This window comes from Pseudomonas sp. E1MeOHC2 (assembly GCF_058745025.1).
Window position 1 is genome coordinate 380,380 of the sequence record NZ_CP196675.1, and the last position, 14,817, is coordinate 395,196.

General features: G+C 64.0%; 9 protein-coding genes. 2 read left to right on the top strand and 7 right to left on the bottom strand.

All coding sequences use genetic code 11. The features are described from left to right. Positions 1 to 80: 80 nt before the first annotated feature. The 6 genes from ACSSU5_RS01665 to ACSSU5_RS01690 are packed head-to-tail and all read right to left on the bottom strand — an operon-like array spanning position 81 to position 5,998. A complete protein-coding gene (locus ACSSU5_RS01665) occupies positions 81 to 1,820 on the bottom strand; it encodes an ABC transporter substrate-binding protein (RefSeq protein WP_264312571.1) in 1,740 nt (579 codons plus the stop codon). A gap of 37 nt (positions 1,821 to 1,857) precedes the next feature. Further along, positions 1,858 to 2,130, bottom strand: coding sequence for a DUF2160 domain-containing protein (locus ACSSU5_RS01670; protein ID WP_264312570.1), 273 nt, complete (start codon positions 2,128 to 2,130; stop codon positions 1,858 to 1,860). A 12-nt stretch (positions 2,131 to 2,142) separates the two neighbouring features. Next, on the bottom strand, positions 2,143 to 2,943 hold the full coding sequence (locus ACSSU5_RS01675) for a carbohydrate ABC transporter permease (RefSeq protein WP_264312569.1): 801 nt from the start codon (positions 2,941 to 2,943) through the stop codon (positions 2,143 to 2,145). 3 nt (positions 2,944 to 2,946) lie between these two features. Next, the gene (locus tag ACSSU5_RS01680; RefSeq protein ID WP_264312568.1) at positions 2,947 to 3,810 is read right to left on the bottom strand and encodes a carbohydrate ABC transporter permease; all 864 of its coding nucleotides are present in this window, start codon (positions 3,808 to 3,810) and stop codon (positions 2,947 to 2,949) included. Then, positions 3,807 to 4,904, bottom strand: coding sequence for an ABC transporter ATP-binding protein (locus tag ACSSU5_RS01685; protein ID WP_264312567.1), 1,098 nt, complete (start codon positions 4,902 to 4,904; stop codon positions 3,807 to 3,809). Before ACSSU5_RS01685 ends, ACSSU5_RS01680 begins: the two co-directional genes overlap by 4 nt. Then, positions 4,904 to 5,998, bottom strand: a complete 1,095-nt coding sequence (locus ACSSU5_RS01690; RefSeq protein ID WP_492560462.1) for an ABC transporter ATP-binding protein — start codon at positions 5,996 to 5,998, stop codon at positions 4,904 to 4,906. The genes ACSSU5_RS01685 and ACSSU5_RS01690 overlap by 1 nt, the downstream gene beginning before the upstream one ends. A gap of 201 nt (positions 5,999 to 6,199) precedes the next feature. Here ACSSU5_RS01690 and ACSSU5_RS01695 point away from each other — a divergent pair, with 201 nt between their 5' ends. Beyond that, a complete protein-coding gene (locus ACSSU5_RS01695; protein WP_492560463.1) occupies positions 6,200 to 7,996 on the top strand; it encodes a sigma-54-dependent Fis family transcriptional regulator in 1,797 nt (598 codons plus the stop codon). Between the two features lie 75 nt (positions 7,997 to 8,071). Next, entirely contained in the window at positions 8,072 to 12,889 is a 4,818-nt protein-coding gene (locus ACSSU5_RS01700) for a dermonecrotic toxin domain-containing protein (protein ID WP_492560464.1), read from the top strand. 227 nt (positions 12,890 to 13,116) lie between these two features. Here ACSSU5_RS01700 and ACSSU5_RS01705 read toward each other — a convergent pair whose 3' ends face one another. Further along, complete coding sequence (locus ACSSU5_RS01705; protein WP_264312563.1) at positions 13,117 to 14,805, bottom strand: putative bifunctional diguanylate cyclase/phosphodiesterase; 1,689 nt, start codon at positions 14,803 to 14,805, stop codon at positions 13,117 to 13,119. Positions 14,806 to 14,817: the final 12 nt, after the last annotated feature.

Sequence of the window (14,817 nt, forward strand, 5' to 3'; positions counted from 1 at the left end):
CGGCCTCTTCGCGGGGCAAGCCCGCTCCCACAGGTTCATCGCTGCCGAACGTGTGGGAGCGGGCTTGCCCCGCGAATCGATCACTTGCGCGCCGCCTCCCACGACTTCAGCAACTCGCTGTAGCTCACCGTCTCGCCCTTTGGCTTCTCGTTGGCCAACTTCGGTTTTGGCGCCCCCGGCTGGTCGTACCAGTACTGGGCATCCTTTTCCGGGTTGAGCTTCGGTGCGCAGGTCGCCTGGGCATTGGAACGCTGCAACCGTTCCATCATGCGATCCTGATCGCGGGCCAGGCCATCCAGCGCTTGCTGCGGGGTCTTTTCGCCACTGGCCACTTCGGCGATATGGCTCCACCACAATTGCGCCAGCCGCGGGTAATCCGGCACGTTGGTGCCGGTGGGCGTCCATTGCACCCGCGCCGGGCTGCGGTAGAACTCCACCAGCCCACCCAGCTTGGGCGCCAGGTCGGTCATGGCCTGGGAGTTGATGTCCGACTCACGAATCGGCGTCAGGCCGACGATGGTCTTTTTCAGCGACACCGTCTTGGAGGTCACGAACTGAGCATACAACCAAGCAGCCAGGCGTTGCTTCTCGGGGGTGGACTTGAAGAAGGTCCAGGACCCGGTGTCCTGATACCCCAGCTTCATCCCCTCCTCCCAGTACGGCCCTTTGGGCGACGGTGCCATGCGCCACTTCGGCGTACCATCAGCGTTTACCACCGGCAAGCCGGGCTTGGTCATGTCGGCGGTGAAGGCGGTGTACCAGAAAATCTGCTGGGCAATGTTGCCCTGCGCCGGCACCGGGCCCGCCTCGGAGAAGGTCATGCCCTGGGCTTCCTTGGGCGCATAGGCACGCATCCAGTCCACGTACTTCTGCGTCGCGTACACCGCCGCCGGGCCGTTGGTATCCCCCCCACGGGTGACGCTTGAACCCACCGGATGGCAGTCCTCCACGCGGATCCCCCATTCGTCCACCGGCAGGCCATTAGGCAGGCCTTTGTCACCACCACCGGCCATCGAGAACCAGGCATCGGTGAAGCGCCACCCCAGCGACGGGTCCTTCTTACCGTAGTCCATGTGGCCATAGACGCGCTTGCCGTCGATTTCCTTCACGTCTTCGGTGAAGAATTGGGCGATGTCCTCGTAGGCCGACCAGTTCACCGGCACGCCCAGTTCATAGCCGTACTTTTCTTTGAACCTGGCTTTTAGCTCAGGCCGCTCGAACCAGTCGGCACGGAACCAGTAAAGGTTGGCAAACTGCTGATCAGGTAGCTGGTAGACCTTGCCATCCGGCGCGGTGGTGAAGGAAATGCCGATGAAATCCTTGAGGTCGAGGGTCGGCGAGGTGTAGGCCTTGCCCTCGTTGGCCATCAGGTCGGTGATCGACTCGACCTTGCCATAGCGAAAGTGCGTACCGATCAGGTCCGAGTCATTGACCCATCCGTCATAGATGTTCTTGTCCGATTGCATTTGTGTCTGCAGCTTCTCCACCACGTCGCCTTCCTGCAGCAGGTCGTGGGTCAGTTGGATGCCGGTGATCTCGCTGAAGGCCTTGGCCAACACCTTGGACTCGTACTCGTGGGTGGTGATGGTTTCCGACACCACGTTGATCTTCATCCCACGAAAAGGCTCAGCGGCCTTGATGAACCACTTGAGCTCGGCCAACTGCTGCTCAGGCGTCAGGGTCGAAGGTTTGAACTCGCTGCCGATCCACTTCGATGCCGCGTCTTCGTACTGGTCGGCCCATGCAACCCCCTGTACGCTGGCCAACACCAGCAACGCGGCCAGGGTCAAATGTCGCCGTTTGTCATTGTTGTGGAACATTGTGATCTCCCGATTGAGTTATTCCCGGGGCCGTCGCTCAGCCCCAGCGCAGCACCACCACGAGCCAGCCCAGCGACAGCAGCGAGGCCACCCACAAAGGCCAGTCGCTGATCCCGACTACCAACAAGTGCAGGTAGGCGCTGACCAGCAGGCCGATGAACAACCGGTCGCCACGGCTGGTGACGATCGGCAGGAAGCCGCGCCGCTCCACGCAGGGGCGGCGCAGTTCAAGCAGGGTCATGCACACCAGAAGCACGCCGACGGCCGCGAAGAACAGCGCCGTGGGCAGGGTCCAGGCCATCCATTCCATGCATTACCCTCCTCACACCCGGCCGAGGGCAAAGCCCTTGGCCACATGGTTGCGGACAAACCAGATCACCAGCATGCCCGGCAGGATGGTCAACACCCCGGCAGCAGCCAGCACGCCCCAGTCGATCCCCGAAGCGGACACCGTTCGGGTCATCACCGCAGCGATAGGCTTGGCGTTAACCGAGGTGAGGGTGCGCGCCAGCAGCAGTTCGACCCACGAAAACATGAAGCAGAAAAACGCCGTCACGCCGATACCGGAGCCAATCAGCGGAATGAAGATCTTCACGAAGAAGCGCGGGAAGCTGTAACCGTCAATGTAGGCTGTTTCGTCGATTTCCTTCGGCACCCCCGACATGAAGCCTTCAAGGATCCACACCGCCAGCGGCACGTTGAACAGGCAATGGGCCAGCGCCACGGCAATGTGCGTATCAAACAGGCCAATCGAGGAATACAGCTGGAAAAACGGCAACAGGAACACCGCCGGCGGCGCCATGCGGTTGGTCAACAACCAGAAGAACAGATGGCGGTCGCCGAGGAAGCGATAGCGCGAGAAGGCATAGGCCGCCGGCAACGCCACCGTCAGCGAAATGAGCGTGTTCAGGCACACGTAGTACAGCGAGTTGATATAGCCGTTGTACCAGCTGGCATCGGTAAAGATCACCCGGTAGTTGTCCAGCGTGAATGCCTGCGGCCACAGGGTCAGGCCGCCGAGGATCTCGCTGTTGCTCTTGAACGACATGTTCAGCAGCCAGTAGATCGGCACCAGCAGGAAGAAGAAATACAGCAGCAGTGGCAATGCCTTGCGCGTGCTCATGGCCTAGTCCTTGTCGGCGTGCGTCATGGCGGTGTAGAACACCCACGACACCAGCAGGATGATCAGGAAGTACACCAGCGAAAACGCTGCGGCCGGCCCCAGGTCGAACTGCCCTACCGCCATGCGCGTCAGGGTCTGGCTAAGGAACGTGGTGGCATTGCCGGGCCCGCCACCGGTCAGCACGAACGGCTCGGTGTAGATCATGAAGCTGTCCATGAAACGCAGCATCACTGCGATCAGCAGCACGTTCTTCAACTTCGGCAGCTGGATATGGCGGAACACCGCCCAGGCCGAAGCCCGGTCGATGCGGGCGGCCTGGTAATAGACATCGGGTATGGCGCGCAGGCCCGAATAGCACAGCAGCGCCACCAACGACGTCCAGTGCCACACGTCCATCACCAGCACGGTGAGCCAGGCGTCGAAGGGGTCGCCGGCATAGTTGTAGTTGACCCCAAGCTTGGCCAGCGTGGCGCCGAGCAGGCCAATGTCGGCGCGGCCGAAGATCTGCCAGATGGTGCCGACCACATTCCAGGGGATCAGCAGCGGGATGGCCATCACGATCAGGCAGACCGAGGCCATGCGCCCTTTGGTCGGCATGGTCAGGGCGATGGCGATGCCCAGCGGGATCTCGATCAACAGCACGCAGCCCGAATAGATGAACTGGCGCAGCAAGGCATCGTGCAAGGCCGGGTCGCGTAGCACCTGGCGATACCAGTCGGCGCCGACGAAATAGCGATTGGACTGGTCGAAGATGTCCTGCACCGAATAGTTGACCACAGTCATCATCGGCACCACCGCACTGAACGCCACCAGCACGAACACCGGCAGCACCAGCCACCAGGCCTTGTTGTTGGGCACCTTGTTCATGGCCCGGCCTCCAGCAGCACATCGTCGACGTAAAGCATCAGCCACTGGGTCGGTAGATTCACCCAGGCCTGGCCCACCGGCAGCGGCCGATCCTCGCCCAGACGCGCCTTGAGCGTGGCGCCGCCAAGCTCGAAGGTGACGATGCGGTAGGTGCCCAGGTCTTCGACATCCAGCACCTGCGCCGCAAAGGCGTGGTCGAGCGGGCTGTCCCAGAGCTGCACGAACTCTGGCCGGATGCCCACTTGCAGGCGCCCCACCGCAGTTGCCGCCAAGCGTTCGCGCAGGCCCTCGGGCAAGGCCAGGTGCAAGCCGCCAAAACTCACGCCGTCGGCTTCAGCGCGCACATCGATGAAGTTCATGCCGGGGCTGCCAATGAAGTAGCCGACAAACGTGTGCCGTGGGCGCTCGAATAGCTCGCGCGGGGTGCCGAACTGGACGATGCGCCCACCGTGCATCACCGCGATCTTGTCGGCGAAGGTCGAGGCCTCCAACTGGTCGTGGGTGACGTAGATCATGGTGATGTTGAACTGCTCATGGATCTGCTTGAGCTTGCGCCGCAGCTTCCACTTCAGGTGCGGGTCGATCACTGTCAACGGCTCATCGAAGAGGATCGCCGAAACGTCATCGCGCACCAGGCCACGGCCCATCGAAACTTTCTGCTTCTCGTCGGCACTGAGGTTGCGCGCCTTCTTTTTCAGCACAGCGGACAGGTCGAGCACCTCGGCGATCTCTTCCACCCGTGCCCGCACCCTGCCCTCGTCCATCCCCTGGTTGCGCAGGGGGAAGGCCAGGTTGTCGAACACCGTCATGGTGTCGTACACCACCGGAAACTGAAACACCTGGGCGATGTTGCGCGCCTGCGGCGACAGCGCGTTGACCGGCTTGCCGTCGAACAGCACCTCGCCGTGCGAAGGCGTGAGCAGCCCCGAGATGATGTTGAGCAACGTCGACTTGCCGCACCCCGAAGGCCCGAGCAACGCATAAGCGCCTCCTTGCTCCCAGACGTGCTCCAGCGCATGCAGTGCGTAATCCGCCTCCGAGGTCGGCTGACGGCTGTAACTGTGCGCCAGCTGGCGCAGGCGGATCTCGGCCATCAGCGACTCCTCGCCTGACGCAGACCTGGGGCCTGTACCAAGGCCCCGGCATTATCGAAGACAAACAACTTGTGCGTAGGGATGAACACACGGATCAGCGTGTCCACCTGGTACTCGTGCACGCCCGGCAGGTGCAAAATCATCCGCCAATGCTCGTTGCGCACATGGAGGAAGGTTTCCGAGCCACTGATTTCGGCCAACTCCACCAGCACCGCCAGCTCCAGGTCATCGTCGTGGGTCGGCACCAGGGTGAGGTGGCTGGGGCGCACACCAAAGCGGTAGTTACCATCGCCCAGGCGTTGCAGGTCGGCATTGCGGGCGAAGTGCACCGCCTGGGCAAGGCTTACCTCATTGCCCGCGATGCGTCCGGGTATCAGGTTGATCGGCGGCTCGGAAAACAACTCGGCGGCCAGCACGCTGCTGGGCTGCTGATAGACCGCAGCGGTCGGGCCGCTCTGTACGATGCGCCCCTCATGCAGGATTGTCGTGGTACCGCCCAGCGCCAGTGCTTCATTGGGCTCGGTGGTGGCGTAGACGGCAATGCAGTTGCGCGCCGCAAACAGCGCCCGCAGTTCCTGGCGCAGGCCCTCGCGCAGCTTGTAGTCGAGGTTGACCAGCGGCTCGTCGAACAGGATCAACGAGGCATCCTTGACCAGCGCCCGGGCCATCGCCGTACGTTGCTGCTGGCCACCGGACAACTCCAACGGCAAGCGCTGCAAGTACGCTTCGATGCGCAGCATCTCGGCGGTTTCCTGCACCCGTCGGCGGATCTGCGCCTCGGCCAGGCGTGCCTGGCGCAGGGGTGAGGCGATGTTTTCGTACACGCTCAGGGTCGGGTAGTTGATGAACTGCTGATACACCATCGATACATTGCGCTGGCGCACCGGTACGCCGGTGACATCGCTGTCGGCCATCAGCACGCGGCCTTGGTCCGGTCGGTCGAGCCCGGCCATCAGGCGCATCAGGCTGGTCTTGCCGGCCAGGGTGCGGCCCAACAACACGTTGAACGAACCCGGTTCGAAACGCAGGGATGCATCGACGATGCAAGCCTGGTTATCGACACTGCGGCTGACCTGCTCCAGCACCAGGGACATGGCGTGGCCTTTTGTGATGGTTGTCCTCTGGGCACAGCCAGTTTCGTGCCACACCGGCCTGATCGCTCTGGCGCGCGCCCTCACCGCCCACGGTTAGCCATTGACCGTTCACAACTGAACACTCGCGGGTTTGACAATGAACAACCGTGGACAACACTGAACAGCGGTCGGCTGATAACAACAATCACACAGGACAGGCCCATGGCCGCATCCACTTCGCCGCATGCCCAACTGATCCAGGCATCCTGGGCGCGTTGTCGCGATCATGGCCTGCAACCGCAAAGCGCACCCGACTTCGATTGCCTGACCCCAACCGAACTGAACGCGCTACTGGAACGCCGCCAGGCCTTGCTGCGCCTGACCCGCGATGAGGTCCTGCCGCAATACGCACACCTGCTGGGCAACGCCAGCTACCTGGTGATGCTGGCTGACGCCAGTGGCTGCCTGCTCGACACCTGGGGGTCGCGGCGCTTCGTCGACCCGCGCCAGCGCCATGGCTTTAGCGCCGGCGCCCACTGGCACGAACGCGGCGTGGGCACCAACGCTCTCGGCACGGCCCTGGTCTGCGCCGAGGCGATTCATGTTGGCCCGGATGAACACTTCCTGCGCCAGAACCGCTACCTGTGCAGCGCCGCAGCGCCGGTGTTCGATGCCGAACGGCAACTGGTCGGCGCGCTCGATGTGGCCAGCGACGGGTACCTGCCCGCCAGCCAAACGCTCGGCCTGGTTCGGATGATGGGCCAGAGCCTGGAGAACCGGTTGATAGTGGCGGAGCATGCCGACCACCACGCCCAACTGCTGTTCAACAGCGCCTGCGACAACCTCGACAGCCCCTGGGCAGGCTTGTTGGTATTCGATGAGCGCGGCCAGGTGGTCGCAGCCAATCACCGCGCCGACAGCCTGCTCGGTGACAACCTGCTTGGGCAAAACCTTGAGCACCTGTTCCAGATCCCGTTGCAGCAGTTGCTTGCCCAGCCCCAGCAACAGCCGTTTGCCCTGCAGGCGGCCGGGCGTCACCGCTTCCACTGCCAGTGGCAACCGCCCCGCCACGGCCCCACCCACCCGGCGCCCTTTCACGGCGACCCACGCCTGGGCAAAGCCTTGGCCCAAGCCAGCCTGTTACTGGAGAAAGACATCCCGGTATTGGTCCAAGGTGAAACCGGGGTTGGCAAGGAAGTCTTCGTCGAGGCCCTGCACCGCGCCAGCAGCCGCGCCGGGCAACCGCTGATCGCGGTCAACTGCGCGGCGATCCCCGCCGAGTTGGTCGAGTCGGAGTTGTTCGGCTATGACAAAGGGGCCTTCACCGGGGCTCATCACAAGGGCAACCCGGGGCTGATCCGCAAGGCCGATCACGGCATCCTGTTTCTTGACGAAATCGGCGACATGCCGCTGGCGACCCAAGCCCGGCTACTGCGCGTGCTGCAGTCGCGCAGCATCCAGCCGCTGGGCAGCGGCGAGCCGGTGCCAGTGGACATCCGCGTGGTGTCGGCGAGCAATCGCGACCTGGCCGAAGCGGTGCGCACCGGTCAATTTCGCGAAGACCTCTACTACCGTGTGGCCGGGTTGACCCTGGTCTTGCCAGCATTGCGTGAACGCAGTGATCGGCGCGAGTTGATCGAGCAGACACACGCCCGGCATCGTGCCCCTGGGCAACCCCGGCAACTACCCCCAGACACACTCGAACTGCTGTGGCATCACCCATGGCCGGGCAACCTGCGCCAACTCAACAGCGTACTGCAGGTGGCCCTGGCCCTGGCCGGCACCCAGCCAATCGGCATCGAGCACTTTTCAGCGTGTTTCCTTGCTCAAGCCGGCGCAGCCCCGACACCGCCACCAACCCCGGTGCAACCGCCCCCCACAGATTTGGCCAACCTGCTGCACACCTGCGGCGGCAACATTTCTTCGATGGCACGCTTGCTGGGTATCAGCCGTACCACCTTGTACAAACGCCTGCGCGAGCAGGGGCTGGAACCCTCGCACCCGCAGGGTGGCCACTAAAGGTGCTATCAGCGTACTCAAACAGGGCCACCGCTCGTCATTACCCTCACTGCTCCACCCCATCAGGAGCAGCCCATGACGCATTTGCAACCCCATCACGTAGCCCTGATTCAGCAACGTATGCCCGACTGGCTTCGCCAGACCACCCAGCACCAGCGCCAGACCCTGAGAGCCCAGATGCGCCAGAGCCGTCGGGCCACCCGCGCACTGCAGAAGGCGCTTGCCCCCCTGCAATCGGTAGAGACGTTCTGCCGGCCGCTCTTGAACGACGCGCTCGCGCACTGGTACCCCGGCGTTGCGATGCCGCCACTGGACACGACGCTGCTGGTGGACCGCACCTCTGAACAACCGCATCGGATGACCTGGCTCGAAGCGGCCATGCAAAACCTGCAAGCGGACACGCCGGTACACCTCTACGCCAACCAGGATGCGCTCGAACCCGAGCCCCTCGACCCTGAGCGATTCGTCAAAGGCGTGCGCCGGCTCGACCTTGGCCAGCGCTACCTGGACCACCTGCACGAACACATCGACACCGCTGCTTTTCGCCTGTTGCTGCGCGAGCAGGACAGCGCCGCCTTCTCTGCCGAACTGGCCTCAGCCCAACTGCAAGGGCACATCGACAGCCGCGGCGAAAACCTGGGCGCGGCCGCGCTTGCCGGTGCGCTGGAGGTGCCGACGCTCAGTGGCGCCCGAAGGCTTCAATGTGGCTACCTGAGCGTCCTCGGCTTCCCGCTGAGTGGCGCTCTGCTGGTGCGACTGGAACCGCGCGCGCACACCGAACCTTGCCTGCTTTACCTTCCTGGGGACCCGCAAGGCGCCATACGCCAATATTCGTCCTTGCAGGCTGTGGGCACAGCGCTCACACGCCGGTTGTGGGATGAACAGTTCCGGCTGTTCTTCAAACGTTTTGTCAGCCATGCGCAACAGCCCGCCTTTGCCGCAAAGCTTCGGCAAACACTGTATCCACGCTATCCCTACGCGTTGCTGTACCCCACTGCGCCGACGCTGGAAAAGGGCGAGTCATTCAGCTGGATCAAGCGGCTGTTCCCCTCCCCTCATGACCTGTGGCAGGAAACCCTCGACAAGAACGCCCGCGTGCCGCTGGATTTTACCGCGTGGACCGGCGACTGCTTCAACGCCAGGGCCAGCATGCAGGTGCAAACCACCCTGGCCGATGCCGTGACCCTTGCCGTGCCCACCGCACAGCTGGACGCCGCCGCGCAACGCGCACGCGTGCTCGGTTGGCTGAGTGTCGGCCTGACGGTGCTGAATGTGGCCAGTTTCTTGGTGCCGGCCCTGGGCGAGCTGATGCTGGTGGTCGGCGGTGCACAGATCGTGGGCGAGTTCCTGGAAGGCATCCATGCGCTGAACGAAGGCGAAACCGACGCTGCCATCGACCATCTGTTCGGTGTGTTCGACAGCGTGCTGCAGTTCGCCGCACTGGGCGCCCTGCACGGCGCGTTCGCCCTGGCCGGCCCCCTGGAAAGCTGGACACGCATCCCCGGTAGCGCGGGCCAGCGCCTGTGGCATGGCGACCTGCGCCCCTTCACCCGTGAAGCCCTCTGGCCGGCTGCGCCAGCAGGCTTGCACGCCCGGCCGGGCCAAGCCTGGATCAACCTGGAGGGCAAGGCCATGCCCCTGGAAAAAACTTCGCAAAGCCGCTGGCAACTGGCGCCAGCCAAAGGCCATGAGTATTCACCTCGTCTGTTTGGCAATGGCCAGACGCCGTGGCTGCTTGAGCACGAACAACCCTTGGCATGGGACGCGGCCAAACTGGTACGGCGCCTCGCCAACAGCAGCCCGGCGGTCGCTGATCAGACCCTGCTCAGAGCGCTGCGCTGCAGTGGCTGGAGCGAAGCGGCCGTGCGCCGTGTAGTGGTCGATCAGGAAGCCGCCCCTGCCCTGCTGCTCGACTGCCTGCAGGCGCTGGGCGCCACCGATAAAACCGCGACGGCCTCGACCGACGCGGCCACGCGATTGCTTGAACGAGACTTCCCGGCCCTCAGCCGCAGAGCCAATGCCGAGATTATCGCCCATGCCAGCACCCAAGGCCTGGCCCTTGGCCAAGGCAACGGCCGCTTGCCACTGTCGATCAACGAAACAGCCCGCATCTACCTGCGCGAGGCCCGCATCAACCGCGCACTGTTGCGCTTTTATCAGGACAGCGGCCCTGTACAGGATCGCGACGCACTGGCCCTGGGGTTGCTGGACCGGTTACCCGGCTGGACAGGTGAGGCGCACATCGAACTGCGTGAGGGCAGCCTGACTGGCCCACGGCTCAAAGGGACCGGTGCGCAGGGGCACCCCAGCAAGACCGTGGTGCGCGATAACCGAGGCTACCAACCCCACGACGAACAGGGCCAACCGCTGGCCGGCCACACGACACTCTACCAGGCCATTCTCAACGCCCTGCCTGACAGCGAACGCAACGCACTGGGCCTGCAGATTCATGACCCTCTGCCCCTGCGTGATGCACTGTTCGAACACGCCGCCGGCAACCGCACGCACACTGCCAGCCAACTGGGCATGGCCCCTGTGCGCGCACTCTATCGGCTGCCAACGCGTGTTACGCAGAGCGGCCGTATCGGCTACCCGCTCAGTGGCCGAGGCCGGGGCTGGCAGAATGACAACGAGCTGTTCGACACGCTGTTCCCCAGCCGACAACCGGGTGACCGTGAAGGGTTGCGCCAGCGCTTGCGCCTGGAGGCGGGGGAAAGCCCAGGCGCGTTTACCCGGCTGCTTGAACGCTTGCGCGAAGAATACCAACGCTTGAACACGACGCTGGACGCCTGGGTCAACGACCCGGACGGCCTGGCTGTGGGCGCGATCGAACAGCGCCGTGCGGCGCGTACGGACGCCGCACGGCGCATACGCCAAGCCTGGCGCAGGGAGAGCTTGCAGGATGATCTGGTGGACTTGACCCTGGAAGCACAGCACCTGGGTGCCTTGCCAACGCTGCCCACACGCCTGCAACACGTCAGCTGGCTGACGGTGGTGGACTCACGCAGTGGCGAAGCGTCCAACCTGGACAGCTTCCTGCAGGCCTTCCCTGGGGTACGCAATCTGGACCTGTCGAACAACCAGCTACGCTGGCTGCCTGATTCGCTGGCCGCGATGAGCGAGCTGGAGCACCTGGACCTTGCTGACAACTTCCTGCCCATGGAGGAGGCCCGCAACCTGGAGGTACTGGCACGCCTTCCCCGCCTGCGCCGGCTCAATTTGTCTGGGGCCCTGGAGAATCTGCCCGTCGCCGCCCTGCAGCGTCTCGGCCAGTTGCAGCACCTGTATGCACTGCAGGCCGACTTGAACAACCTGGCACTGCAGGCCGCACACTTCGAAGCTTTACAAGGCTGGCCCGCGCTGACCGATCTGAGCCTGGGCGGATGCCAGATCACCCTTACCGTAGAAAGCCGCACCGCCCTGGCCGGCCTCAATCGGTTGCAGTCCCTGCGCCTGGGGGAGAACCCGCTGCAGCTGGCACCTGACGTGAGCGGCTGGCAGCACCTGCAAACCCTTGACCTCGACCGCGCCGATATCGCCCAGTGGCCCGAGGGCCTTCAAGGCCTGATGAACCAACGCCCTCTGGTGTTGCGCTCACTCGATCTCAGCGGTAACCACTTGGTCAATGCCCCCGAATTTCACGATACAGCGTTCGCCGAAGCCATACGCAATGGTGAAGAAGGCACCTATTACGACTTCGATGACAACCCCTTCAATGAGCGCGCCCAGCGCAGCCTGTTCGGTGCCGGGCTGGCGGCCATCCCGGACATGGAAGCGTTGGAGGACGAGCGTTGGCTAATCGAATTGCCCGCCGACCTTGAGGCACACCGGCAGGCCAACGCCGAAGCCGCCGAGTGGGCGCCTGTGTACCGCCTGTTCGAACGCATGGCGCAGACGCCGGATTACCAGGTGAACCCGCAGCGCACACGCGAGCGCATCGCGCATGTACTGCGCACGCTGACCGACGAAGGCGTCGATGACGCGGGCTGGGGCCTGGCCGATCTGCGTGAGCAGGTGCTCACCGACATCAACGACGCGGCCGAAGCCTGCGTGGATCAGGCCAGCCTGCTGTTCCAACGGGTTGAAACGCAGGTGTCGGTGTGGCGTAGCGTGGCCACCGCCCAGGCAGGCGCCTCGGACGAGGCTGTCGCAGTTTCCGTCGCCCGTGGCCTGGCCCGTCAAGGCCGGTTGGATGAACGCATAGGCGCACTGTACAACGCTCGCCGTGCACGCCGGCAGGCCTTGAGCGCTGCGCAGAACGACGCCGAACGCCAGGCCGCACCTGCCTTGGTGGCAGAAGATGATTTGAGCGATGCGCACCTGAGCGACCCGCAAACCCCACCCGACGAAATTGAAATAGCCCTCATCGCCCGCATCACCCTGCGCGAGCGCCTGGGCCTGCCCGAACAACCCGGGCAGATCGCCTTCGGTTACCTTGCGCAATTAAGCGAGGCCACCTTGCAACGCCTTGCCCTGGCAGTCGAGGGGGAGGTAGATGCGGCCTTCATGACTCGCTGGGCGAGCGAGCAGCGCTTCTGGCGCGCCTGGGTTCGCCGGCTACGGCCCGAGCCTTTCGAGACACTTGCACGGGACTGGGAGGCCGCCTCGGAGTATTACACCGAGTTGAGTGAGCCCACCTCAACGCCTGGGGCCTACGGTGGCCCTGCTGTTCCGTCAGCGTTCATCACCGCGCTGGAACAGGAAACCCGCGCGGTACCGGGGCTGGTGTGGCGGGTGCAAGGCACCTTGCAGCGCATCGACCTGGTGTCGGGGCGGTACCGTGGAGAAAGCGAGGTTTACGCACTCGCCGGCCGCCTGCTGCTCAGTACCCGCCAGCAGGCACAAGACCTGCTCTACAGGCAATTGACCCAGGCACTGTTCCACGTTGCCTGATGCGCCGAGGGCGGCAGGCCTTGGTGCATGAAATACCGGGGGCTGCCTGCAGCCCTTCGCAGGCAATTCCCACAGAGCAAAAGTTAACGCATTGGTTTTGTGGGAGCGGGCTTGCCCCGCGAACACCGGCGAAGCCGGTGCCATGCTCCGCATGGCCTCATTCGCGGGGCAAGCCCGCTCCCACAGGACTCTGCGGTGGGGATGGGCCGTGCCGCGGCCCTGATACATCACCCGCCGCGCCATTCCTCGGGCTGCCGATAGCCCTGCGCCCAGGCCACCACCTCGCTCGCTGGCATCGGTCGGGCAATGTAATACCCCTGCGCCAACTCGCAACCCAGCCCCATCAGCACCCGCCCGTGCTCGACACTTTCCAGGCCTTCGGCAATCACCTCTCGGCCAAACGCACGGGCCAGCCCGATCACCGCCCCGGTCAGGGCCAGGTCGTCCTGATCATGGAGGATGTCGCGCACAAACGACTTGTCGATCTTGATCGTCTGGGTCGGCAACCGCTTGAGGTAGCTCAGCGATGAATAACCCGTACCGAAGTCGTCCAGCGAGAAGCGCACGCCCAAGGCCCGGCAGGCATCCAGGCAGCGGCTGACATGCTGCAGGTTGTCGATCGCCACCGACTCGACGATTTCCAGGTCCAGCCGCGTCGGGTCAACCCCCGGATGCTCCGCCAGCAACTGCTCCAGGCGCTCGACGAAATCACCGCGCTGCAAATGGCGCGCCGCAATGTTGACACTCAGCGACCAGGGCTGCCCCAGCCGTTGCCAGGCCTGCAGCTGGCTCAGGGCCTGGTCGATCACCCATTCGCCAATCTCGATGATCAGGTCGGTCTGCTCCACCCAGGGCAGGAACTCGCCGGGGGGCACCAGGCCGCGGCCCGGTCGTTGCCAGCGCAACAACCCCTCGAAACCCAGGACCTGGCCGCTGCGCAAGTTGACCTTGGGCTGGTAGTAAAGGCACAGCTCGTGATTGCGCAGCGCCCGGCGCACGCGTGCCACGGTCTGGTGGGTAGCCTTGAGCTCCTGCTCCTGAGACACATCGAACAGGTGATAACGGTTGCGCCCACGCTGCTTGGCCACATACATGGCCTGGTCGGCGTGGCGCACCAGGGTATCGGCGTCCTCATCGTCGAGCGGATAGAGCGTGACGCCGATACTGGCGCTCAGCGAGAGGGTGTGCTCGCGCACCACATACGTGGCCGCAAGCGCGCGCAGCACCCGGCGCAGGGCCGCGTGTAGCTGACGGTCGTCGCTGACATTGCGCAAAATCAGCACGAACTCGTCACCCGACAAGCGCGCCACTGCATCGCCGCCGCGCAAGATGCCCTTTAGGCGCTGCGCCACTTCGACCAGCAGCAGGTCGCCGGTGGCATGCCCGTAACCATCGTTGACCGCCTTGAAGCCATCCAGGTCGAGCATGCACACCGCCAGCGGAATGTCCTCGCGGCGTGAAAACGCCAACGCCTGGTTGAGCAGGTCGGACAGGTAGGCACGGTTCGGCAGGCCCGTCAGCACATCGTGCCCCACCCGCCATTGCAGGGTGTGCAACAGCTGACGTTTCTCAGTGACATCGAAGCGAATCGACACATACTTGCGCACCTTGCCAGTCAGTGGGTCGACCAGCGGCACCATGGTGCTGTCGACCCAGTACAACGATCCGTCCTTGGCGCGGTTGCAGATCTCGCCCTTCCACACCTTGCCGGCAGCCAGGGCCCGCCACATGCCGACGAAAAACTCCGGCTCGTGCAGGCCGGAATTGAGAATACGGTGGTTGGCGCCGAGCAATTCGTCACGGCTGTAGCCGGAGATACTGCAGAACTGCTGGTTGACATAGGTGATGCAACCCTGCAGATCGGTTTCGGAAAAGATCGCGGCCGCGTCCACGGCCGCGCGATAGTTATCGTCCATAAGCATCCTGCC

What these genes read in the sequence shown, in the direction of transcription:
- ACSSU5_RS01665 (WP_264312571.1), bottom strand. Translation starts at nt 1,820, where the DNA reads ATGTTCCACAACAATGACAAACGGCGACATTTGACCCTGGCCGCGTTG.
- ACSSU5_RS01670 (WP_264312570.1), bottom strand. Translation starts at nt 2,130, where the DNA reads ATGGAATGGATGGCCTGGACCCTGCCCACGGCGCTGTTCTTCGCGGCC.
- ACSSU5_RS01675 (WP_264312569.1), bottom strand. Translation starts at nt 2,943, where the DNA reads ATGAGCACGCGCAAGGCATTGCCACTGCTGCTGTATTTCTTCTTCCTG.
- ACSSU5_RS01680 (WP_264312568.1), bottom strand. Translation starts at nt 3,810, where the DNA reads ATGAACAAGGTGCCCAACAACAAGGCCTGGTGGCTGGTGCTGCCGGTG.
- ACSSU5_RS01685 (WP_264312567.1), bottom strand. Translation starts at nt 4,904, where the DNA reads ATGGCCGAGATCCGCCTGCGCCAGCTGGCGCACAGTTACAGCCGTCAG.
- ACSSU5_RS01690 (WP_492560462.1), bottom strand. Translation starts at nt 5,998, where the DNA reads ATGTCCCTGGTGCTGGAGCAGGTCAGCCGCAGTGTCGATAACCAGGCT.
- ACSSU5_RS01695 (WP_492560463.1), top strand. Translation starts at nt 6,200, where the DNA reads ATGGCCGCATCCACTTCGCCGCATGCCCAACTGATCCAGGCATCCTGG.
- ACSSU5_RS01700 (WP_492560464.1), top strand. Translation starts at nt 8,072, where the DNA reads ATGACGCATTTGCAACCCCATCACGTAGCCCTGATTCAGCAACGTATG.
- ACSSU5_RS01705 (WP_264312563.1), bottom strand. Translation starts at nt 14,805, where the DNA reads ATGGACGATAACTATCGCGCGGCCGTGGACGCGGCCGCGATCTTTTCC.